General features: G+C 34.6%; 22 protein-coding genes and 2 pseudogenes. 23 read left to right on the top strand and 1 reads right to left on the bottom strand.

Going from position 1 to position 24,036, the window contains the following annotated elements; all coding sequences use genetic code 11:
* The 23 genes and pseudogenes from prgU to HMPREF2810_RS14910 form a co-directional block, all read left to right on the top strand.
* Window positions 1-122, top strand: a pseudogene (prgU, locus tag HMPREF2810_RS15845) (pheromone response system RNA-binding regulator PrgU); the annotation flags it as partial.
* 10 nt (window positions 123-132) lie between these two features.
* Window positions 133-330: a hypothetical protein gene (locus tag HMPREF2810_RS15015; protein WP_010829144.1), complete on the top strand. Its 198-nt coding sequence runs from the start codon at window positions 133-135 to the stop codon at window positions 328-330.
* A 7-nt stretch (window positions 331-337) separates the two neighbouring features.
* Window positions 338-1,168, top strand: coding sequence for a hypothetical protein (locus HMPREF2810_RS15010; RefSeq protein ID WP_002360808.1), 831 nt, complete (start codon window positions 338-340; stop codon window positions 1,166-1,168).
* A 30-nt stretch (window positions 1,169-1,198) separates the two neighbouring features.
* The gene (locus HMPREF2810_RS15005) at window positions 1,199-1,378 is read left to right on the top strand and encodes a hypothetical protein (RefSeq protein ID WP_002360809.1); all 180 of its coding nucleotides are present in this window, start codon (window positions 1,199-1,201) and stop codon (window positions 1,376-1,378) included.
* 35 nt (window positions 1,379-1,413) lie between these two features.
* Window positions 1,414-1,749: a hypothetical protein gene (locus HMPREF2810_RS15000; protein WP_010829142.1), complete on the top strand. Its 336-nt coding sequence runs from the start codon at window positions 1,414-1,416 to the stop codon at window positions 1,747-1,749.
* A 7-nt stretch (window positions 1,750-1,756) separates the two neighbouring features.
* The gene (locus tag HMPREF2810_RS14995) at window positions 1,757-2,884 is read left to right on the top strand and encodes a hypothetical protein (RefSeq protein ID WP_070635626.1); all 1,128 of its coding nucleotides are present in this window, start codon (window positions 1,757-1,759) and stop codon (window positions 2,882-2,884) included.
* A gap of 529 nt (window positions 2,885-3,413) precedes the next feature.
* Window positions 3,414-4,973 (top strand): coiled-coil domain-containing protein, encoded by a 1,560-nt coding sequence (locus tag HMPREF2810_RS14990; RefSeq protein WP_227297633.1) that lies wholly within the window; start codon window positions 3,414-3,416, stop codon window positions 4,971-4,973.
* A gap of 169 nt (window positions 4,974-5,142) precedes the next feature.
* Window positions 5,143-5,676, top strand: a complete 534-nt coding sequence (locus HMPREF2810_RS14985) for a hypothetical protein (RefSeq protein ID WP_002360815.1) — start codon at window positions 5,143-5,145, stop codon at window positions 5,674-5,676.
* A gap of 64 nt (window positions 5,677-5,740) precedes the next feature.
* Entirely contained in the window at window positions 5,741-8,272 is a 2,532-nt protein-coding gene (locus HMPREF2810_RS14980) for a type IV secretory system conjugative DNA transfer family protein (RefSeq protein ID WP_029682333.1), read from the top strand.
* A complete protein-coding gene (locus HMPREF2810_RS14975) occupies window positions 8,262-10,265 on the top strand; it encodes a pLS20_p028 family conjugation system transmembrane protein (RefSeq protein WP_002360818.1) in 2,004 nt (667 codons plus the stop codon). The genes HMPREF2810_RS14980 and HMPREF2810_RS14975 overlap by 11 nt, the downstream gene beginning before the upstream one ends.
* A 6-nt stretch (window positions 10,266-10,271) precedes the next feature.
* Window positions 10,272-10,652 carry a hypothetical protein gene (locus tag HMPREF2810_RS14970; RefSeq protein ID WP_002360820.1) on the top strand — a complete coding sequence of 127 codons (381 nt, stop codon included), beginning with the start codon at window positions 10,272-10,274 and terminating at the stop codon, window positions 10,650-10,652.
* 128 nt (window positions 10,653-10,780) lie between these two features.
* Window positions 10,781-13,336, top strand: a complete 2,556-nt coding sequence (locus HMPREF2810_RS14965) for a hypothetical protein (RefSeq protein WP_002369725.1) — start codon at window positions 10,781-10,783, stop codon at window positions 13,334-13,336.
* 2 nt (window positions 13,337-13,338) lie between these two features.
* Window positions 13,339-13,527: a hypothetical protein gene (locus HMPREF2810_RS14960; RefSeq protein WP_025186785.1), complete on the top strand. Its 189-nt coding sequence runs from the start codon at window positions 13,339-13,341 to the stop codon at window positions 13,525-13,527.
* A gap of 18 nt (window positions 13,528-13,545) precedes the next feature.
* Entirely contained in the window at window positions 13,546-14,697 is a 1,152-nt protein-coding gene (locus HMPREF2810_RS14955) for a toprim domain-containing protein (RefSeq protein WP_002369724.1), read from the top strand.
* On the top strand, window positions 14,694-15,776 hold the full coding sequence (locus HMPREF2810_RS14950; RefSeq protein ID WP_025186784.1) for a lysozyme family protein: 1,083 nt from the start codon (window positions 14,694-14,696) through the stop codon (window positions 15,774-15,776). The genes HMPREF2810_RS14955 and HMPREF2810_RS14950 overlap by 4 nt, the downstream gene beginning before the upstream one ends.
* A 63-nt stretch (window positions 15,777-15,839) precedes the next feature.
* Entirely contained in the window at window positions 15,840-16,073 is a 234-nt protein-coding gene (locus HMPREF2810_RS14945) for an AbrB/MazE/SpoVT family DNA-binding domain-containing protein (protein ID WP_010829130.1), read from the top strand.
* Entirely contained in the window at window positions 16,074-16,400 is a 327-nt protein-coding gene (locus HMPREF2810_RS14940; RefSeq protein WP_002360827.1) for a type II toxin-antitoxin system PemK/MazF family toxin, read from the top strand.
* Window positions 16,401-16,490: 90 nt separating this feature from the next.
* The gene (locus HMPREF2810_RS14935) at window positions 16,491-17,129 is read left to right on the top strand and encodes a hypothetical protein (RefSeq protein ID WP_002360830.1); all 639 of its coding nucleotides are present in this window, start codon (window positions 16,491-16,493) and stop codon (window positions 17,127-17,129) included.
* A gap of 6 nt (window positions 17,130-17,135) precedes the next feature.
* Window positions 17,136-18,077 carry a hypothetical protein gene (locus HMPREF2810_RS14930; RefSeq protein ID WP_002360834.1) on the top strand — a complete coding sequence of 314 codons (942 nt, stop codon included), beginning with the start codon at window positions 17,136-17,138 and terminating at the stop codon, window positions 18,075-18,077.
* Between the two features lie 371 nt (window positions 18,078-18,448).
* Window positions 18,449-18,730 carry a hypothetical protein gene (locus HMPREF2810_RS14925; RefSeq protein WP_002369721.1) on the top strand — a complete coding sequence of 94 codons (282 nt, stop codon included), beginning with the start codon at window positions 18,449-18,451 and terminating at the stop codon, window positions 18,728-18,730.
* Window positions 18,723-19,115 (top strand): hypothetical protein, encoded by a 393-nt coding sequence (locus HMPREF2810_RS14920; protein ID WP_002360836.1) that lies wholly within the window; start codon window positions 18,723-18,725, stop codon window positions 19,113-19,115. The genes HMPREF2810_RS14925 and HMPREF2810_RS14920 overlap by 8 nt, the downstream gene beginning before the upstream one ends.
* Window positions 19,108-21,168, top strand: coding sequence for a MobP2 family relaxase (gene mobP2, locus HMPREF2810_RS14915; RefSeq protein WP_025186783.1), 2,061 nt, complete (start codon window positions 19,108-19,110; stop codon window positions 21,166-21,168). The genes HMPREF2810_RS14920 and mobP2 overlap by 8 nt, the downstream gene beginning before the upstream one ends.
* A gap of 76 nt (window positions 21,169-21,244) precedes the next feature.
* The gene (locus tag HMPREF2810_RS14910; RefSeq protein WP_002369719.1) at window positions 21,245-22,885 is read left to right on the top strand and encodes a hypothetical protein; all 1,641 of its coding nucleotides are present in this window, start codon (window positions 21,245-21,247) and stop codon (window positions 22,883-22,885) included.
* A gap of 186 nt (window positions 22,886-23,071) precedes the next feature.
* Here HMPREF2810_RS14910 and HMPREF2810_RS14905 read toward each other — a convergent pair.
* Window positions 23,072-24,036 (bottom strand): annotated as a pseudogene (locus HMPREF2810_RS14905) (PcfJ domain-containing protein); the annotation flags it as partial.

Here is a 24,036-nt window from a genome sequence, read left to right as displayed (position 1 = left end):
CAGAAAAAAGTATCTATGTGAAACCAAATTTAGGTAAAATTAATGTGCCAGTCTTTTTTATCAAAACACCTATTAATAGAGGGGTATTTGAAGAGATCTTCGGCGAAACATTAAAAGGATAGGGTGAAAAAAATGAGTAATAAAAATGAACACGGGTTTTGGGAATGGCTACAAATAGACTACTTTTCAAGGTTTCCAGATGCAACGAATGATGATGTGACTAAATTCTTGTTACGCTTTACAGAAGCTAGTAAAAATTCAACCAAAGAAGGATCAAAAATCATTGAAGAATTGTTTGAGGAAGAACGAAAACGCAGAAAAGGACGGTGATTTTTCGATGAACGAACGTGAAAAAGATATAAAAAAGTGGCTTTGCCAGTTATTAGATCAGACCTACCTAAATGCGGAAGCGTATAAAAATTTTTTTGTAAGAGTTCTTCCAAAACAGCGTAAACGGACACTTGGTAACTATTTAGAAGTAGAACGTGTATTAGAAGTGAGCAATTTGTTACGAGAGCCTGTGGAAGTCATGCTGACACTGATACGCTTATTAGCTGCTCATATTGTTGTTGTTAATCGTGAGCAATTTCAAGAGGAAGAAGCAAAAGAGAAAATAGTGAAGGAATTATTAGGGGAATTGCTTAAGCAAGGGAAAATTAGTCAAAAAGAACAAACAATTATGTTAGGCACTGGTTTTTTAGAAGAAGAAACTGCTCTTTATGGCGAGTTAGAAAGTTGGGCGACTGATGCGAAAGAAACCATTTATTGTACGGTAGTTGAGAATGGCTTCCCTATTAAAATGGAGTTACACAAACTTGGGTATCAATGGCTAAAAAGTCGCCAAGCTTGGGTGAAAAGTTACGAGACACAAGAAGCTGCTGAAGTCGCCAAAGGTCAGCTTTGGGCATTAAGTAGTGAAATAGAAGTTAGTGTAGAGACACCGATTACTTGTTTGTTTCATTTTGATTATTATTTATCCGTTAAGCCAGCGGAACGTTACAATGAAACGATTGTTGCTTTTGGGTATATCTATGAAAATTACGGCTTTAAAAAGAAATTTGTCAAACAAGTACCAGTAAAAGATTTTTCAGGAGAACGTGAGCGTTTAGCACGATTAGAAATTCCTTTTGAACTAGTAGTACCAAAAGAAAGACAAGTGATTTATTGACTATTTAAGAATAAATTAGGAGGAATAACAATGGCAGTGAAAATTGATGGAACGATAAAAAAACGTGTTCAATCTTTAATGGCTTTAAATGGACAGTCTTATGAAGAATGGCTTAATAATCAGCACCAAAAGTATTTAAATGAACAATCAGAAGTCATTGACCGACTATTGAAAAAAGAATTGGAACGGAAAAAAGGAACAAATGAATAGTTAAAGTAAGTAGAATAATTTAGGAGGAAATCAACGTGAAAAACAAAATTAAGAAAAAAGTGAAGTATTTTACAGCTGTAATTCAAACGATTATTGGTCTTGGATGGATTGAAGTGAGTACGATGATGCCGGCATTTGCCGATGTTGAACGAACAATTCAAGGCGTTGAAACTGGTTTAGGATCGGAATTTAAAAAGTTTGCTAATCCGGCATTAGGTATAGCAGTCCTCATTTATGGAGGAGCTAGATTTATGGGACATGATATTGCACAATGGGCAAAAAAATGGGTTTTCGGAGCATTTGTTGGTGCAGCAATTATTGTGAACTTTACTTGGATTAAAGATACTGTTTGGGGTTGGTTAGGAGGTTGATTCTTAAATGACTGTAGAAGTGGAGATTTTATCGTCTAACGTTGAAGTCTTAGAAAAACAACCACCGTTGGAGTTACTTCCCTTCGCAGATTTTATTGAAATCACAAGATGCATGTATGTTAAGGAGGCAGTAACTTTCCAACTATTGGAAGTTGGTGGAGATCCTTTTTATCGGGGAAGTTTTGAAAAATTAAATGATGAATGGACACTAGAAAAAGATATACAAAAGAAGTTAAATCAACTAGTCAAAAAAAAGAAAATGACGGCAGAGCAGGCGGAGGGCTTACTCTACAAAATTCCTTTTAAGAATCTACAGGAGGCTAGTTTTTCGAACGAAAAGAAAACGAGATTCTTCAAAAAAGAGAAGAAGCCCAAAAATACCCAAAAAGTCGGGAGGCTTAAAAGGAAAATACACGTTATTTCTCCAATAAAACTTTCCCAGAAACAATTGAGAATTTTAGGAGTGTTTGTGATAGGAATACTCTTAATTGTGATTGGTTGGAAATTTATGGCGGGAAGGCAATCGACGGCCAAAACTAGTTTAGAACCTACGTATCAGCAGTTAGTCAATAAAGAAAAGTACGCTGAAATAGTAAAAAAATATCCTGAGAAAGAACCAGAGCTAATTGAGGAGTTATTTCAAAAAGAAGATAAAGCTGGTTTGAAAAAAATAGCTGAACACTCTAATACACAGTTAGCTCAGCTATATCTTGCTTTTTTAGACAAAGATTGGCAGAAAGTAACAGAACTTTCCAAGTTACCACAGGATAGTGATGTTCAAGCAATGGTAGGCTATGCTTTTTTAGAACAAGGTAAGATAGAAGAAGCAAAGCTTATTAATAAAGAAATTCAAAACGATACGCTAACAAAACAAATCAAAAGTAAGGAAATCGAACAGGCGTATAAACTTCTTAGAGAGCGAAAAATATCTGAAGCGGAGAGAATAAACGAAAGATTGAAGGATAATGGATTATCCGAAGCAATTAAAGTAGCCAAAAGTATTCATAACTTGTTAGAAAAATACGCCAAAGATAAGGAAAATAAAGAATTATCAGAAAACGAGCGAAAAGAAGCTGCTGATAATTATCAGCTATGGCTGAAAAATTTGGAACAAATTGGTAAGTCTGTTCATTAATTCGGAGGATAAAATTATGAATGAATTTACGAATTTCAACTCTTTGTTCCACTGATTACTTTTACGGATTAGATAAAAAAAGAGCGAAAAATGTGATATAATCACCAAGAGTAAATGGAAGTTGAAGACGGTAGCATAAATCCACCGCAAAGGAGCTGGTGCCTATGAGAGTACTCATAGTAAATCAGAAAAACTGGCAAAGGAGTTGTGCAGTTGTGTCTGTATTAGAAGTGTTGGCCTTGCTTACGCTATTAATACAAGTCTATAAATTAGGCAAAAAAGACGACAACAAAAAAGACCGTCGGTAGACTTTAGCGGGTTTACGGCGGTCTTTTTTTGTATCGTCAAAATATATGCTGCCGATCTTCTATCGGTCATTTACTCTAAGGGGACATGTTTCGAGCATGTCCTCTTTTCATAATCTATTATACGTATAACGAACGAGAAAGTAAATAAAAAAGCAAAAAAAGGGCTGTTCTAAAAAGAATAGCTCTTTTTTTGTACACAACAATTGAGAGGGATGAAAGAAATGAACGGAAATCAAAAAGAAACCGCTAAAAAGCAGCATAAATATCTAATTATTGGATTATGTTCAGTTGCGTTACTAGGAAGTGGATTGACTTATGCCGCACTCAACCAGGGGGAAAAGAAGGAAGCACAGACAGAGCAACAAGGTACAAAACCTAAAGAAGAGCGCCAAACACCAAAAAGTAAACAGTCCCCTTGGGAACGGAAAGTGACGGAGAATGAAGAAAAAAACAAGGATAAAGACAAAAAAATTAAAAGTAAGCAGCCACATAAAACAAAAGATTCGTTAGCAGAAGTAGTTAGCGGTTTTGAATGTACAAAAGAAGAAAAACCAAAACTTTTTGGTGTGGAGATACCTGAAATAAAAAGCGATCTATTAGGACAACTAGCGAATGCGCTTGTTCAACAGGACCGTAAGGAAGCGATTCGAGAAACGAACAAAAAAGAAAAACAGCGGGAGACAATTCTTGCGTTAGCCAATGAGAAAACAGCAAGTGAACCAATGGAAAAATTACCAGGGAAAATAGATACAACCGATAAAATACTTTTACCAGAAAAACCAGTGATTCCGGATAAACCGCTAGTACCTAATGAGCCAAATTTACCAGTAGTACCAGAAGTACCAGATCAACCATCAAAACCAGATCAACCGGAAGTACCAGATCAACCAGTTGATCCCGAACAACCAACAAAACCAACGGTTTCAGAATTGATTAAAAAATCACAAGATCAACTAGTAGCGGCTACACAAAAAGCACAAAATATTAATCATCAACTAGAAAACGTGCAGAAAAAGTTAACGCAACTCACTCAAGTGGAAGAATTAAGTAAGAATGGGGAAGAAACAACAAACTATTGGTCAGAAGTAGCGCATTTAGTCGATGAATATAATCAGTTATCTGAACAAATTAAGACATTAGTAAGTGAGAACAATGAGGTAGAAGAGATTAATGCACCTTTGTATAACCAAACATACCAACAACTACAAGAAAAAGTTGTCGAAGTTCACAACGCCCAAGAAAAAGCGAACCAGGCAACAAATGATTTTGAAAACAAGGTTTCTAATGCAACGAAAACGCATGAAAACTTGGAAAACCTAGAAAATCACTACGAAGAAACATTGCAACCTCAAGCAGAACAGGCAAAAGAAACGGTTGGTGCAGCAATTGATGAAGCGCAAACCAATACAGAAGTGGCTGTCAATGTTCAAACAGAAGTTGCACAAGCAGAAGCAGCTGCTGTTGCTGTACAAAACAATCAAGAAAAAATTTCACAACAATTGGTTGTCGCAAAGAGTCAAGAAACACAAGAAACATTAAGTGAGGTACAAGATACCGTAAAAGAAGTGAAAGAAATCGCAACTACGCAAAATCAAGCCGTTGCAGACGTACAAAAAGATTTTACTCACTTACCACAACCAATCAAAGACCAACCAAAAGAACCAGAGACAGTCTCTGATTCAATGATAGGTACGACTGCACAAAAAGAAGAAGCGGAAGTTAAAATAGATGAACCAACGAGTCAAATGGTGGAGACGCCTATTACCAATCAAGAAAAGTAAACATAATTTTCAAAAAGTAGATTTGAACCAGAATCCTTTTTATATAAGGTCAAAAGAAAATAAAAATTGTTCGAAGTAAATAGAACATTAAAAAAGAGAGAGCTCTTGAAGTAAGAGTTGCTCTCTTTCTTTTTTATTGGAGGGAATCAATCAAATAAGGAGTGGAATTATGGATCGGTTAAAAATATTTGCAATGTCGTTGATATTTCTATTGCTGGCCGGAGTAATGACTTTGACTTTTATTGGTACTGTTTCCCAGGAATCCCACTTATATCCTATAGAAACTCAAATAAAAGTAAAAAGACTATTACTACCAGTGATTCAATCAAAAGATAATTTAACAGACGAAGAAATTTTAGCATATGAACAAGAGTTATCCCCCTTCATACAAAAGGATTTCCCCTTAGTAAAAGATATTCTATCAGTTGAGAAAAAAGAGAGGAAATTTTTAGAGCTTACTGTTGTTTTTCAAGATAAAGAAGTCAGAACTATTGCATATCCGTTAAAGGATGTGCTAGAAAATGTACCTAAACTCAACGAAACATATCAAAAAAATGTTGCTCTCAAGGAAAAACAACAAAAGAGCATCGAGAAAGACATAGAGAAATTAGAGAAACAAAAACAAGTAATTGAGAAGAGATTAACTAAGTGGAAAAAGTATGATTTAGTACACCGAATTAGTGAGACTTTAATAGGTGATTAAATAAAAAGAGGAGAACGCTAGGAAAACAGCGTTCTTTTTTTGATTGGAGGGAATCAATCAAGTAATGAAGAAAAAAGAAAAAGGAAAGTTTAAAAAGAAAAATTATGAAAAAGCAAAGCAAAACAACCTACGTTTTTTAGCAGATAAGCGTTTTTTAATCCCTGCCATGATTTTTCTTTTTTTAACAGAAATAATCGTAGGCAATTGGTTATTACAAAATATATTTTCTCTTTTAAAAAGTAATCTTTTTTCTATCCAGTGGGTAGAATTTAAAGAGACCCTTTTCTATTATCCGTTGTCTGAGTACTTGTTTGCTTATATTCTTTTGTTCATAGCAAGCATACTATCAACAAGCATAATCGCTTATCGAATGTATACGTCTTTTCGATCATTGGAGGAAGAACATGTGCAAGGAACAATGGATTTTGAAAGCACAGAAGGAATGGACAAACAATATCCAACCGTAGAAGTACACCCTTTTACTAAAACGGAGGATTTTTATGATGGAAAACCAGGATATCCAGTAGGCAGAAAACCTAAGACCATGAAACAAAAAGCAGAAGGCACATTTTCTCTCTATGTAGATACTACCGATTCCAATACCATTACGTTAGCAGGAACTCGTCAAGGGAAAGGAATCTATTTTGTAGACACATTTATTGATATACTCACACGCGCACGATTGATTGCTAATCGTGCTTCTTTTGTTATGACGGCTACAAAAGGTGATGAACCTAGAAAATGGTACAACACGCTAAAACGACGTGGGTATCGTATAAGAATTGCTAACGTAGTCAATCCTTATTATTCAGACCCAATCCCAGCATTAGCTGTGTTTAATAATTACTATCGGCACTATAAGCGTTTAAAAAAAGAGAGTGTGGGTTTAAAAGAAAAAGGAAAAGCTAGCGAAGGATTAAATGTAAGTATTAAAGCAGAGCAACAATTATCCAATGCAGAAAAAATTATTAAACAGGTAGCATTTTCTTATTTTCGTGAAGTGAACGAAGGTAAAGACGGCGGGTTTTGGACGAAGGCGTGTCGAAGTTTGTTTATGAGTGTGGGTCTTGCTTTAGCTGATCAGGAATACGAAGAGAATGAAACAAGTAAAGTGAATCCTTACACTATTTATAATGTTGTAAACGACATGCAGAGACGGAGGATTAAAGAAAATTCGCATGAATTTTTAAAGAAATACTCAAATGATGAAAATGAGTTACAGCGGTTGCTAGCTGAATATGAAAATAAAAGCGAATTAGACGTATTTTTCGGCGAATTACCACGAACGCACCCGGCAAAACGTCATTATGACGCCATTTTTGCTTCAGCACCCGCTCATGTGACGTTGGGAAATATTATTACGCATTTTGATGGAGATTTAGAACCATTCTTAATGACGTTAAATGCAAAAATGACAGCAATTGATGATGGTTTTGACATGGAACTAGTCGGGTTTGATAGAGAACAACCAACCGCTGTCTTTGTAATGCTAAGTGACGCGGATACGTCTAATAATCAATTAGGTGTGATGTATTTAGAACAAATTTATCAAGTATTGTTGAATCGTTGTAATTTAGAAGACGATTCTCAGTGTTACCGTGATGTTCATTTTATCTATGAAGAAGGTGGAAACTTAGGAGTTGCTATTTCTGATTTAGCACGTAAATGGACTGCTGGATTAAGTAGACGTTTGTTTTCACATTTGGTCTTGCAGGATATTCAACAATTATCTTCTCTCTATGATGAAGATACAAAAGATATTATCTTAGGCAATACAGGAAACTTAGCTTATATAAGGACAGGTTCAGAGTCCACTAATAAATATATTTCCGGACGTCTAGGAGATCGTTCGAATTATTCAAAAACAAGACATAAAGATCCATTATCGATTAAGTCGACAGAAACAGAAAGTACAGAGAGAATTGATTTACTTGCTTCTTTTGAATTAGAACGACTACGTGAAGGAGAATCCGTTATTTTACGTATTAATAAACACAGAGATTTGGAAGGAAACCCTATTTATCAGTATCCTATTTACAATACGTACGAAAATGATACAAATTTGATTCCTTTTTATAAATTCCGAAAATTAGATAAGGTTTCTTGGGAAGAAATACCAGTAAACAATCAATTCATGGAAATAGAACTAGAGGATTTAAACTGGAAACTACAACCAGGGAAAATAATTGACCAACAAAAACAAGTGATTCCGCAAATACCGACGTATAAGAAGCCAGAACGAAGAAAAGACAGCAATAGCATTACACCAATAGAACAGATTGCAAAAAAAGAAGTGAAATCAGTTTTTTCAACAGAAAAATATGCAAAAGAGGCGAAGTTTCTTGAAGATATGTATGGAGATAAATTAGAACATTTAGTAATCAATGTGTTCTCAGTCGAGCAACAAAAAAGACTGATAGCTTTGATTCAAATGACTGGAGAAAAGGAACCTCAATCATTTGCAGAACTGGAAAGAGTATCGAAAACTGGCAATGTTCGTTCTTATATTAGTTGTATTTTATCAAGTTTCGGTCAGGGGGCGGTAAATATGGTTGTACAACAACTAAAAGAATGGAGGAATTCTAATGAGTTCTGATGAGATTCTAAAGATTTTAATTACATTTGATGATTTCCTCAAACTAGCGAATTTGGGGGCAGATATAGGACGGAATATACTTTTTGGTATTGCACGTTTTTTCTTATGGATTGTGCAAAATTTAGAAAACATAATGACAGAAATGTTGACCTTCTTAGGTTTTTATAATGATTCTTCTCTTAAAGGAGAGGGAGGGCTGCTACAAACATTAATCAGCTTTAAGTCATTTGGTGTTGGCATTGCGATTCTAACAATAGGTTTAGTATTAATGTTCGGGAAATCCTCTCAAACAAGAGATATTCCTATGAATGTACTTATGTTGTTGCTGATGTCTTTAATGCTTCCAACAATTATGAGTGATGGAATGAAGTTGGTTAAAGCTACACAAGGCGAATTAAGCGCCACACAAGGAGATATTGGGTTCTCAACGATTAAAAATAATGTTACAGATGTTTTTGTTTTAGCAGATGGTGGGTGGAAAACGACTAAGCCTGAAAATAAAAACTATTTAACAGATGTAACAGGGTTTGACGTGAACGAACGTATTTTAGATCCCGATGAAGTTGAAAATGGGGAAGTGCTAAAGTACAAGTTAAGAAACAAGCAAAATGAAGAAGGTAAAGAAGCAGTAGAATTAGATGAAGGGAATGGAGGAGTTCTAGGTTGGTTAATAAAATCAATGTTTGCTCCCAAATATTATCGCTGGAAAGTAGACTGGATACCTTTAATTGTTACTTTAGGGGTGTTGGCTTTTTCATTGGTCATTTCAATGGTAAGAGTGGGCAGACTAGGGATAGAGTTAGCTTTTAATGAATTGTGGGCTAATGTTGTTGTTTTTTTCAGCTTTAGAGAGACTAAGCGAGCGAAAATGGTATTAATGGAAATTGTTGGTGGATTTGTCATGGTGATTTCTATTTTTACAATGTACTATGTTTTTATTTATTACAACAGTTTCGTTTTTGCGACAACTACGTCCATTTGGGCGCAGTTATTTGCAGTAGTTGGCGGCGCATGGTTTATTTACGATGGTCCTGCTATCATACAAAAAACACTGGGAATTGATGCTGGATTATCAACAGCTGGTTCTTTTGTAATGGGCATGGGTGCTAAAAAAGCAGTAGATCAAATTGGTAGTGGTGTAAAAACGACTGTAGGAGCAGCTACTTCTGGTACTGTAGCAACCGCAGGTTTTGTCGCAGGATTAGCTTCTGGAAACGCCGAGAGAAAAAATGATGAAGATGCGAATTTGAATAAATTTGATACCGATAATGAATCTGAAAAAAATACTGAAGATACAAATAATGCGCCACAAGACGAACCGAGTGACACTCAAATGAACGATCCTTCAAAAGATGTATCTGAAGAACCTAATGAAGCAGTTAATGACGAAGATATTGCCAATAGTAAATCAGAGGAAGATTCAGACCAGGAAACTTCGGATAATACAAATACATTAGATAATCAGGAAAAAAATGGAGAGGATATTAACGATTCGGCTGTTGATGAAAATGGAACAAACGATGGCAAAGAAACAGAGGATTTTGAAAGTAAAAATACGGATACAGAAACGAATGATCAAAATATGAGTGATTACGATGAACAAGAAAATGTTAATGACGATACACCTAAAAACACAACGACTGCTAATGAGGGTCAGCTAAATGATAAGAAAATGGCCGATAATGAAGATGAAAACTCTAAATATACAGGTGAATCAAGCAACATGGAACACTCCGATTCTGATAGTGAGTCTGAATCACCTTCTAATAGTTCAAGTGAGCCATTAGAAAATCCATTTAAAAAGAAAGTTAGTCAAATGGTAAATACTAACAAATATCAAAAGAACATGAAAAATCCTATTGGTAACCAGGTAGATAGATACAAGAGAAACAAAGAATTTGGACAAGAAGTAAATGAATGGCTAGCGCAACGAAAAGAGCAGAAGTCACAACAACTACCTAAAGAAAAAAGACCAAAAAATAAGAAAGGATAGAGACCTATGCATGAGATACAAGAAGAAATATTTACCCAAGCAAAGTTTGTAGGAAAGATTTTAACAAAAGATGCGGTTTGTTGTTTCATTCTCTTTCAGGTAGCTACAGGACTACAAGAAAGAACATATGGACCTTTAGGAACAATTGCTTTTCTTTTTGTAATGATTATGGGTATTTACTGGTTATCTCCCAGTTCTCTTACTAGGAATAGTTTAAGAAACTATCAACGGTTATGGATAATCTTAACGAACAATAGACAAGCGTATCACCCATTAGCACAACAACAATTCCAAGACGAAGAAGATTTATCTATGGCAATGCTAACCGAGGAAGAATTAGCAGAAGAAGACAAACTGATTGAAGAAGAAATGAAAGAATATAACTAAGGTAAATTATTTAAATGTAAAGAAAGCAGGGAATATTCTTTGCTTTCTTTTAAAGTGTTTGATTATTACTCCAGTAGATTTAATCTATTCCAAATTTGACAAAGTAGAGTAAAAGGAAGTGAAAGAATTTGATTGTAGATACAGATGAATTATTGGATGTACAAGTAGAGCCAGCTTTGGTAGATACTACGACAAAAGAGAAAAAAAAGAAGAAAATACAGAAGGTTGAAAAATCGGTGCTGGCCTTTATGCCAGAACGTCGAATTATTTCAGAAGAATGTATTGCGTTAGAAAAAGGTGTAACCAATTTTTATCGAATTGAAGATTCTTCAGCAAGAGAAGGAAGTTTAGAACAGCGGCAATCTGCATTGAATGATTTCTTAGTCTTTTTAAAAACTGTTCATACAGACATAAAATTTATATTTACAAGCTTTCCCATTGATATGTCTGAAAATATTGATTATGCAAAACGCCGTTTTAAAATGGGTGCGTTGAGCGAGACAGTAAAAAAAGAACAACAATATACGTTGGCAGTCCTTGAAAATTTAGATAATACGCGATTGATCGATACGGTTTATTTACAAGTATTTGCGGATGATGAAGAGCAATTAAAAGAAGTTGAAAGAGAAATTCGTCAAGCGCAAAGTACAGATTTTCGTATTAATACGATGACTCTAACACAAAAAATAAAATTTTTATTTCGTCGGTACAATCCATTAGCTCCTTTGCCAATAGGAATTCCTTATCAACGGACAGATTACATTGGAAGAGACGAGAAGGTACAAAAAATTGTAGCAAAAAAAGGCTACGATCCTTTGTTTGTGGGTACGATTCAACCAATGGGTGGAATTAAACCTCATTCGTCTAAAGATTTACAAATTTCTGATGGGTTTATTCGAGTACTTAATCTAGTCATTTATCGTCCTAAAAACAATCCTAACTTTTGGGGAGAACAAGTCTTTTGTATGAAAAATGTATTAACTACTTTAGATACGCATACAATTGATACCTCCAATCCACTTGTTGAGCAGAATTTGAATCGGAGCTTAGGAGAGTATGAGGACAGAGTTTATAGCTCTAAAGATAGGATTTCTCAAAAGAAAGCACGCAAAGAGTATGAAAAGTTAGATAGAACAGTAGAAAACGTCCTTGAATCTGTTGAGGTATTAAAAGAGATACACGTACGTTATGTATTGGCTGAATCTACTATTGAGAAATTGGACGAACGTGAACAAGAAGTCATGCGAAAACTTAGAAAACACCAGTTCCAAGCGGCTTGTTTTTTAGATGAACAGGAAAGACAATTTAAAGCGACGTTTGTTAGCTTTAAAGAAGGCGCGAAGCTAATCAAACGAAAAGGGAAGGAAATAAAAGGAACAGCATTGGCAGGGAGCTATGCGTTTAATTATGCCAACCATATTGATCACGATGCTCCGTATAGTGGTTATCCGTTGTACGGTTCAGGTGTCGTTTGCCTATCTACAACGCATAAAGATAGTTTGAGAAAGTCCTATAGCAGTATTATTTTAGGAAGCCAAGGGTTCGGTAAGACAACAGCGGCTAAAAAGCAGTTAAAACAAGCTGTAGAGTATAATAATATCCATTATGGGTTTTATGTCAGTGATGAAACAAAACGGCTCACAGAAGCTCTAGGCGGTGAATTTTATGATGGTCGAGAAGTTCGATTGAATCCTTGCCAAATTTATCGTTCTGACGTGGATGCTCGAACAAAAAGAACGAAGGAAGAGCAGTCGTTAAAAACTAATTTAGTGAAAATGAGGTTAGTTTTTGGACTAGCAGAAAATATTGATTTTCAAAGTCCAGTTATGACAACTGCTAAAAAAATCTTTAACAATGGATATGCTGATTACATGGAACGCCATGGGTTAGAGGTCAACAAAATAACGCAATATGATCCAGAACAGTATCCAGTTTACTCAGATATCCTTGAATTCGCTAAAAATGAATACAATAAAGCTACGGAAGAATTTGAAAAGAAAGACATGTATGATTTTATTTCAAAATTAGAATCATTTATCACAGATTCAGGAAATATTTTTAACCAGAAATCGACATTTGATTTTTATAATAAAAAGCTTGTAACGTTTAACATGGAAAATCTCGTGAAGTCAGATATATCCACTTATAATGCACAATACTATAACTTATATACAGCAGCGTTTAGTGAAGCTGTACGAGTTGGCCAACGTGAAAAATATTTATTTGATCGTAAACAGAAAAAAGTGGATGAGTTAATTTATTCTAATATGACTTCCGATGAATTCCATAATCCAATACGGACAAAAAATAAAGTTTTACTGAAGGAATTAGATCGCTATAACCGAGAAGGGCGAAAATTATTAATCGGACAAACTTATATTATGCATGACATAGCAGATGCTTTTCCTGACTATAATAGTGAAAATGGAGAAATGGGGGAGATTTCTCAAATTGTTGTTAACTTGTTTAAACTTTCGACGTATCGTTTTTTATTTAAACAAGACGAATCTTCAGAAGAATTACTAAAGAAAGTATTTGGGAAGCAACTTAGTGATTATGATATAGCAGACATTATTGGATTTGAGGAACGTGATATTCTGTTAAATATTAAAGGAGCAAAAAATATCAAATTCCGCTATGGTTTATCAGAAACAGAGAAACGAATCTTCGATGGAGGACTATAACCATGAAAAATAAAGAGGAAAAACAATCTAAACCTAAAAAGAATTATTTAAAAAAGACAAAAAAAGCATTTCAACTCGTAGTTTTTGGTAAAAAACGAGAGAACATTGAAAGTTTCCAAACAAAGAGACTCTACTTCGTATTAGTAGGTGTCTTTTTTTTGTATCTTTTATTCTCCTTTTTAATTTCTTAAAAGGAAGGTGGGCGAATAATGCATACAAAAAAAATTCCTGTTTTTACAAAGAAACAGCTAGACGTTGCTAGAAGGACAAATATGTTAGCGTTTATGCAAGAAAAAGGAGAAATTTTTGAGAAAGTTTCTTCAAAGTTTGTAGAACATGTGGATCATGACAGTATGAGAGCAAATGTAAAAAATGGCATAGTCAATTGGTATTCAGAAGGAATTAGCTCGTATGATAATGCCATTGAGTTTTGCATGGCATATTATAATTACCCTTACGAAGATACTGTTCAGCAGCTGTTAGACTATCAATTTAGTAAACAAATTAGTAAGACAACCACTCAAAAATGGATAAAGCAAGAAGAAAAAAATCCGTTTAATTTGCAACATTTATCCGTTGCAGGAAATTATGATACAGGCCGACTTGATGAAAAAGGGTGGGCTTATTTGCGTAGTAGGCATTTATCGGACGAAACGATTGGTCGTTTTGCAGATGGATCAATTACTTCAGACAATCGTGGGAATATTTTGTTTAAAATAACAGATATCGGGAAGAATAAATTTGGGACCTATGTTGGGGCTGATGTTCAAGGGACATATGCTAAGCCGTTAGAAAAGCGTATGAAAATAAACAAAAAAGGAGAATTAAAACTAGACCGAAAATATTTTAAAGGAATAGCAGAAAATAGCAATGGCCGCCGCGGCTTTTGCTTTGGCGCTAATATGGATTACAAAAGTCCAATTACCCTTTTCGTTACAGAAGCACCAATAGAATCACTATCACTATGGGAGTTAGATAAGGAAAATTTACCTAATAACTCCTTTTTCTTGTCATTATCTGGCTCAGGAACAAAACAAGAAACTATATGGAAAACGTACAAAGATTTGCAAAATATGCTCAATATTAACGAAGGAACGATTGTAATGGCTGTAAATAATGATAAAGCAGGAAAAGAATTGATTCGTTCAGTTCACAGCCAATACAAACAATCTGAAGACTTAAAACAAATAGCAAAGCTGTCTTTATATTTACCACCAATCGAAAATGGAGACTTTAACGAATGCCTGGAATTAAAAAAGACTGGACGTTTGGAAAGTCGTGAAATTAAGAAGAAAGAAAACGAACAAGCCAAAGCGATTTTTGAGCAACAAAAATCAGCTGTTCAAGAGATGAATGTATGAAGTCATTAAAAATAAAAATAATTCTCATATTTTCTGTGTTGGGACTTGGTTGTTTAACTGTTATAGCTGTTGTTCAAGAAACGGAAAGAATGATTCTTATGATTGCAGGTGCAGAGTCAGAGGAAAAAAATAATGCCTTGCCAAATGAGAATGTAAATCTTCCTCCGGAAGTTTTAGCGTTAAAACCAACAGTGGAAAAAGTGGCCAAGGAAATGAGCATTCCTGATGAAGTACCCTATCTTTTAGCGATAATAATGGTTGAATCGGGTGGTCGCGGGGGTGATCCATTTCAATCTAGTGAAAGTGCGGGGTTACCTCCTAATACGATAACCAGTCCGGAACAATCGATTCGTCAAGGCGTCACTCATTACAAAAGTTGTCTTGATTTAGCGAACCAATATAGCATTCAAGATAGAAAAGCTGTATTACAAGCTTACAATTATGGTGGTGGATTTTTAAGCTGGCTTTATCAAAAACAGAGACCTTATTCTTTTGAATTAGGAGCAGAATTTGCGAAAGAACAAAGTGGAGGAGCAAAAGTAGTTTACACGAATCCTATTGCAAGCGCTAAAGGAAATTGGCGCTATGCATACGGAAATATGTTTTATGCAGAGCTAGTTTATCAGTATGTTGCAAGCATGCAGCAAGGCATTAATGAAGGAAATGGGGGAAACATACAGGTATTAGAATCTATTGTTGGTCAATCAATATATGGTGGAGAGTGTTACATGCTTACAGCATATTATGTTGAAAAATTGGGTGGCCCACAGCTGCGTGGAAGTGGCTTTGATTATGCCGAAAGAATTGGTGATGATTACAATTGGTCAGCGTACGGTTGGTCAGTAATTTTTGACCCCAAACCGTCTGATCTAAGGATAGGAGATATCGTCAATTGGTATGCAGGTGGTGTATTAACCCCTCAAATATATGGCCATACAGGCGTGATTTCAGGTGTATCAAATGGTGGACAAGCATTTACTACCTATGAGCAAAATTCAGAGCGTGGGCGAGTTGTAGCAAAGTATAATCGGACATTTGATATAACAAAAATACGTAGTATTGTTCGTAAAAATAAGTAATATTTGACGAGTGATTGAGGGTGTGTTAAATTTAGTTTAACATACGTATAGGAGATGATAGTCATGGAAACAGTAGTACGTAAAATAGGCAATTCTGTAGGAGCAATTTTCCCAAAAGGGATTTCTCCAGAAGTTGGAGATGCGTATACAATTTTTAAAATTGATGATACGTATATTCTAAAGCCTAAAAGAGAAGATATATTTAAAAATGATGCAGATTGGAAAGACTTTAGAGATTCTGTGACTGTAGAAGATACAGAATGGGATACAATGAAGTTAGAAGGGAAAGAATACTAGATGGATTACCCAAAGCAAAGGGATATTATTTGGATAGATTTTGACCCTTCAAAGGGTAAAGAAATCAAAAAACGAAGACCCGCTCTAGTTGTGAGTAAAGATGAATTTAACGAGCGTACGGGTTTTTGTTTAGTTTGCCCTATTACTTCTACAAGACGAAGCTTTGCGACATATGTAGCGATAAAAGACCCTCAAAAAATAGCAGGAGATATAGTTACCCATCAACTGCGTTCAGTTGATTTCATGAACAGAAATGTAGAAAAAATTGAACAGTGTGATCTGCTGACTTGGGTCGATGTTATTGAAGTAATTGGTATGTTCATTTAGATACAACAGTCAAAAATCTAAATTAGATAAGTAACCTAAGATAACTACTTAGGTTACTTTTTTTATACCAAAAATGTAAAGGAGAAGATTATGAAATCTATAACCCAACTTTTAATAATGGGTGCATTTGGTTTAGCATTAGGGATAGGTGGAACATTTGTATATGCTAAAAATGTACTCCTTCCTCAACAAACCAAAACCATTCAAAATTATGTTAAGAAAACGAATGATTTAGAACAAGAATTAAAAGCGTTTAAAGAAGATAAAGAGGGTGCTTCTACTAAGGAAATCCCTATTCCAAAACACTCTTATTCACACCAAGAATACGTTAACTTGAAATCAATAGGTGAACAATTTTCTAAAAGTTATTACGACATTACTACAGACACGGCGGAAGAAAAATTGAAAGGATTATCTAAAATTTTAACACCAAAACTTAGTGGAAAATTACGTCCGGCATGGGTTGACGATTATAAAAATAGTATTCGAATTGAACAAGAAACTATTAGTGAACAGTACTATGTAAAATTGAATGGGGTGACTGGAAAAGCGACAATGATTGGTTGTCTGATTGTGTCTACTAAACATGGGAACGCGCAAGCATTTGACGTGAAATATATTGATAAATTCAACTTGGAAAAAGATGAAAAAAATCATTGGAAAATAAAAAAATTTGAAGAACAAATTGCCCCTCGCGAATTCTCCGAAAGTTATTTTACGCAGGAGTGATGAAAAATGTTTAATAAATTAAATGAGTGGAAAGAGAATGTAGAAGTATACCGTGACAGAATACAATCTGGTGAAAAAAAGAGTGGTCGTTGGAAAAAAAGATGGCACAAATATTCTTCAAAATTATATCTATTTATGTTTTTTTTAACAGTTTCTGGGTTTGTATTTTTTAACTATTCAAGGTTATTTTTTAAAGATGATAGTCCTTTGTTGGATAGTGGAATTGGAGAAATAAGTAAAACAAAAATAGGGTCAAGTGAAGCTGAAATTGTTTCTCGAAAAATAAACAATTCAACTGGTTATGCAGAAGTCCTTGTTCATGTTGAAGAATCTTCAGACCAAGTTCATAAAGAATACGTTTCATTTGCCGGAGAAGTAAAAAAAGAGCAACCAATAGAAACAAAACTCATTCCTATTTCAGAAAATTATTATCTGATTCAATTACACGGTGTTCCTAAAAATTGGAAAACAATAGGGATTGACTTTGGCTATAATGCTACACAGAAAGCACCAACGACTGTAGAACAAATTGAAGAACAAAGTCAGCAAAAACAAACAGATAGATCACAACAAACTTCTTTTTATTGGGATGTCAGAAAAAGTAAAACAGACGATGATTTAAAAGAGAAACCTAGAGTAAAATATTTGGCTGATGTGATTGTCATTGAGGAAAAATCAACGAGAGATAAACAGAAATTGCTAGCAAAAAGTACAGAAAAAATTGATTCGGAAATTGTAAGAATAGATGAAAAAGTAAAACAAGAAACGGAAGAATTGATTTACAAAGTTGGAAAAGAAAAAGAAGACTCTCAGACTAAAATTGCTCAATTAGAGCGTGAAAAAGACAAGTATATTGAAGCAAAAAGTGGGATAAAGAAAGAAGAAAAATTACTTGATGAGAAGCTTGAAAAGTTGAAGGAAAGAAAAGAACAATCAACAACTAATTAGGCAAATTAAGGGGTGCTAAACAACTGCTAGTAGGTGCTAGAGATGTGCTATAAAGGGTGCTAGTTTGGTGCTAGTTACTGCTAAATACGTGCTAGTTTAGGTGCTAGAAACGTGCTATATGGTGCTAAAAAGGTGCTAGTTTGCATGAAGTTACCTGCTAGCCAAGTGCTAGTGGCGTTCGTTTTTGGGTCCCACGGGAAAGCCTTGCACTGCAAGGCGGGTCAGCTTGTCTGACCCCCATTTCCCCTTATGCTCTTCCGAAACACAAAGCGCAATTAAGCGAATACTAGAGAATAAATAAGAAAAATGTCGTGTAGTGATAAAAAATAAGCAGATCAAAGACTAAAAAATGGCTGAAAGGTAAGAGAAAAATGACAGAAAAACAAGTCATAAAAATAAGAGATGTAGATAAAGATATAGCAACTAGACTGGTAACAGTAGCAAAAGAAAAAGGCTACGCTAGTCGAGATGAAATGTTACGAGATGTGCTGCAGAAAATCGCCTACGAAGAGTTCCAATTAGAATCAGAATTACGTTACCAGGCATTTACAAAAGATGTCGTTGAATCAATGCAACTTGGAATGGATTTAATGGTAAGGGAATTCTTTCGTCCAGCGTCGAAATTAACTGAAAGGGAGAAAGAAAATGGATGAAAAAAAGAAACCGAAAAACATATACATGACAGACAAAACAAAAGATCGTTTGAGTCGAATTGCTGCAGAAAAGCATATGCATTTAGGTGACTTAATTGATTATATGCTAGATGTCATTGAAAACAAAAACGAGAATAATATAGATGAGCTTTTAACCCTTCAAAAACAGAATAAAAAATTATTATCTGTCATTGAAACACACACAGAGTTGACGACAATTCTCTTCAACGAATTAGCAAGAACTATGCAATTAGAAATTAAAGATGAATCGGACTCACTTGGTGTAACCCAAGCGAAAAAAATAGTACAAGAGCGACAAGAAAACCGAAGAATCCAAGCAATGAATTCGGCAAAATATTCCCAGTCGGTTGTAACAAATGAATAAGAAAACGGCGGGCATTATTCTTACGAGTGCGTTCGTTATGCCAGGTACAGATACGTTCAAAGAATATCTTGACTATATGGAAAGAAGTGAAGCGACCAGGAACGAACATTTTGATCAATTCAATGCCTTTTCACCTGACAATTCAATGGATAGTATTGCGGCAGTTGAAGGTTCAAATGAGACGATGTTCTCAACCTATAATGACTACATGTCAAACCCGAAAAAAACGTCAGCTTTGTTTACGAATAATTATGACCAAGCGCCAGAAGAAGTTATCCGATACATGAAAGAATACTTCGAAATGGCTCAAGAAAATAAATCACCTTTATGGCAATTAGTTTTTAGTTTTCGGAACGAGTGGTTGATTGAAAATAACTATCTTGATCCAGAAACAAATCAATTAAAAACGCAACATATTTATCAGGCCACAAGATTAGCCATTGCTGAATTAGAAAAAAAAGAAGGGTTAAAAGGAGAGTGGACAGGTGCAGTCCACTACAATACGGATAATATTCATGTTCATGTCGGATATGTTGAAAAAAATCCAACAAGAGAATGGATCTTCTACAAGCACCCGAAAGAACCGAGTAAAACTGGCTGGCAGTTTAAAGGAAAATTTTTACAGAAGAGTATTAAAGCGACAAAGCGAACATTTGTGAATGAACTGATGCAAAATAAAGAACAATTGTCTATGTTAGAAACGTACGTCACGCACCAAAAAAAGTTGGCTGAATCATGCAAAGAACAGTTTACACAAGGAAAGTATGAGCAGCTATTTACGGATTTACTTCAAAAGCTGCCAAGCAATCAGTATTTCTGGAAATATGGCTTTGCAGAACGTCATAAATTTAAACCAGAACTAGATAAAATAGTGGATTTGTTTATGGAAACAGATGGGAAAGAAACAATGGATGAAATTCTTCCGCGTCTACAAAAAATTTCTGATGATTACGAAGAAGCGTATGGAAATCCAAGGAACGAACCAACTTATCTTTATAAGCAGCTGTACGGAAAAAGTGGATTATATTCACGAATTGGAAACATGATTTTACAAGAAGCAAAGAATTATCCGGAACTTCTTGCTAAAAGGAACACTGGTTTGATGAATGAGTCAGATTTTGAACAATTTAATTTTGAAACAGAGATAGAAAGCGAAGGATTAATTGAGCCATTTGATTCATTAGAAATGACCATGCCACAAGAAGAAAATGCAGAAGAAAGTATGATTTATGATGATGTTTTACCTCATGAACTTTTAGAAGAGAGTCATGAGGAAGTTAATAATATAGAGGAACAAATAAAAGTAAAACAATCAGAAATTAAAATGGATCAGGCATTGAAGACGTTACATGATTACTTCACTGAAAGAGAAGAATCGAAAAATAGCAGAAACTTAAAGATAGTGGATCAATTAAAGGCAGAAAAAGAATCCTCAAAAAAAGAAATTCGAGGTATGTTTTTACATGAAGTTGAGGGTAATCAATTTGCCGAACCGGTAAGTAGTTTTACTCATGAGACTTTAGGTAGAAAAATTATTCTTCCAAGTAAAAATAAAGCACACTATATTTCGATAGAAACCTCTAAAGACAAGGAAGTAGATTCAAATTTACAGAGTTTTTCAGGAAATAATCAACGGGCAATCTTGCAACAAATACCTACTGCAACACATGTCTTAGGGGAAAAGCAATGGCAATTAAACAATCGCAAGATAAGAGAAGATGAAATTGAAAATGCCATAAAAATTGTGACCATTAAAAAAGATGAATCAGGATCATTTGTTTTTGAGACAAAAGATGTTTACGATATTTCGCAAACAGACAAGCTTCCCAAAAAAGAGAGGAATGCAAATTATAAAATAGAAAAAGCAACAGAAAAAAATGGCCAAAAGAGAGTCACAAAAGTGTCCAACAGAAAGCCTGTAGTCTCATATAAAAAATCAGATTATGAATTCAAGAAACAATTAAGACAATTGAGAAAATCGTGTGAGAGAAGTGTCCAACGTTATTTAAATGAAAAAGCATATCAAGAATTAGAGCAAAGTATGAATATCTAAAAAATAAATAGGAATTGTAAGAGGATAACTAATAGTTATTCTCTTTTTTTATTCAAAAAAGAAAGAGGATGGAAAAATGACAGAAAATAAATCTAGGTTTGACTTCTCAGATTTTTATGAAGAAGGTTTTGAAAAGACCGAAAATTTAGAGCAAGCGATTTATGTTTTTCAAGATGGGACTTTATGGAGTGGCTATTCAGAAGGCGGAGATGGTTACACGAGAGATGTTGATCATGGATCTATTGAAGCTTTTTTTAAAGATAGTTCTATTGATCGGTATCACCCTGACTTTCATTCATTAAAGTTAGAAGAATTAATTCAGATTGTTCCTGAAACACGTACAGTATTAACAGTGATGGATAATCATTATTCACAAGAACAAGTTGAGGTATTGAAGCAGTTAGAGGAGGAGAATTTTATTATTGAACAGTTGGAAAATACTCTACAGGTGGGAGCTGAAAAGCTCAATTTAGAAGAATATCAAGAAGGCGTTTTTGAGGAAGAAACCCCAGAAAGTTATCTCTACGATATTGATATTGTCGAAGAAAACGAAGAAATAGTTCAAGCATACAATCACTTTTTAAAAAATATAGAATTGGATTCCTTGTCAAACGGCAATAATGAGTATAATGCTTATAATTTAACTATAGATATTCCTGGTACAGCCGAAGAAAAATTCCGAAAAGAGTTAACAGCTAGACTTGAAGAGAGGGAATTGTTCTTTAATCAGCAACTAAGTATAAATGCAATATTGAAAGAAAACCTAATAAAACAATATAAAGAACACACACCAGAACGCTTTATCTTTGAAGACTATAATTATGAAATTGCAATTAATGGTTATTATGCCAATGAGATGAATGATGTTCTAGAATTAGTTGGTGAAATAGACTCAGCTGACAAGATGCTGGACGTTTTAGAAAGTGTAGGAGGGTTGATGACATTTGATAAAGAGACACAGCAAGAAATAACAGACGCTATCCAAAAACTATTAAACAATTCTGATTATGAAACGCATGATGGATTAGGGGACCGTCGTCTTGTTGCGGGTCCTTTAAAGCAAAATATGGTAACTGAGAATATTGATGTACTAATAGTAGATGAACATAGATTACCAACTCACTATCATTTGATGTATGATTCCATAGAAAATGAATGGACAACAACGGAAAATATAACAATTCCACCAGAAAAACTTGATTATTTAGCAACTATTATTGATGAGTATGAAATTGAACATGAATATGCGATGGAACAACCTGTTTTTGGTATGAAAGCAATGAATAAACTTATAGAAAACAGCTACAGACAACCTTTACCTGAAAAAGATAGACCGTATATTGAAGAATTTTCTAGGAATGCGACAATTAGTCATGAATTGACATTTGATGATTTTGACATGGAATATACAGAATATAAAGTAAATGGACGCCCTTTTTATTACAAATATGCAGCACTTGATTATGAAGATGAAAAAAGCATTCTGTCTGAAGCGCTCACAGAACACTTGATGAAAGGAAATATTACAATCTCCGAAATTTATGGTGATGATGAAATTGAAAACTTATCGCCAGAAACGCAAGAGTATTTAAAAAGAAGCACAGAACAAAGTATTGTTTTAGATGAAATAGAACAAGTAGAAAATGAAGAATCAAAATATTCAAGAAAAGAGCAATTGGTAGAACAAGAAAATCAGTTAGGTATGGGATACGAATAGATATCAGTGAGCAATGAAGAAGATTCTAGTAATTTTTTTAAAATAGGAAAGGCGAACGCCTTTCTTTTTTCCAGCGCGCCTTAACGGCGGTGGCGGTGGGAGTTTGGCGCGCTGGAAAAAACGCTCTTTTCTTGATTTCTAATCAAGAAGATACTCGCTGAAAGCGAGTATCAGGCTTGTCTTATATTATGATGATAAGGCGTGCTGTAAATTCTCTTGCCATTGTCTGACTGCTTGTTTTATCTTTTCTGGTACTTCCTGACGGTTACATTTTCCTTGTATTTGTGTAACCTGTTGATTTCGGTACTCTAATGTGAAGTAAGGCAAATTTGGCTCTTCTTTTTTCCGAATAAATACAATCGTTGTTGCCCCCTGTTTATGTTGCTCTAGATAACGTTGACTTCCCACACAGTGGTGTAAAATACTTCCCTCTTGTACAATCTCTTGTAATGAGTGAGGTGTGAGAAAAAGCAAGTCGTCAATCTCTGCTTCAAACACTTTGATTTGCTTTTTCCTTTCTTCGTACTCTTTTTCCTCAATCTCGCTTTTCAGAAGATTCAACGTATTCACAGCATTATCATGGGCTACTTGTAAATTCTCTGGATAAAGAACCGTGTCATCATTGAGTGGGGTGTCTAATTCTTCCAACATGTGTAAGTAGTCCATATAATAGTCAAAACGTTCGCCCTTTCGTATAAACCACTTTTGAAACTTGGTTAAGTTCACCTCTTTCGGTAATTGCTTAATTTGCGAATAGTGCAAATACTTTTCTATTCCGTCTATCATTGGGGCGTTTCGTCCTTTTAACGTATTTTCTAACATGAGTTCTTGAAACGTTGGATTGTTTGCTTTCAGTTTGTGTTTATTTGCTTTTAACCATTTCTTTGTGATTACTCTCATATCTGCTTTATGAAAATACAGTCCAAAAATGTTGCGATAGTCGTCAAAAATGATTTCATTCGCTAGGGTTGTGGCACCTATCTTTTGTAAAAACTCAATTTCGTTTCGGTATTTGTAAATATGAGCTAGTTCTTGACGTTCTATTTCAGGTAACTGTAGGTATTTTAATTAGGATATAGTGGTTAGTTTTTCTTGCCAGTTATTTGGATAGAATACTGTATTTGTATAAGCACTACTCATAAAACCATAAT

Origin of the sequence: Enterococcus sp. HMSC078F03 (assembly GCF_001811595.1) — a bacterium.
GTDB classification, from domain to species: domain Bacteria; phylum Bacillota; class Bacilli; order Lactobacillales; family Enterococcaceae; genus Enterococcus; species Enterococcus faecalis.
This window is presented reverse-complemented; position numbering and strand designations above follow the sequence as displayed.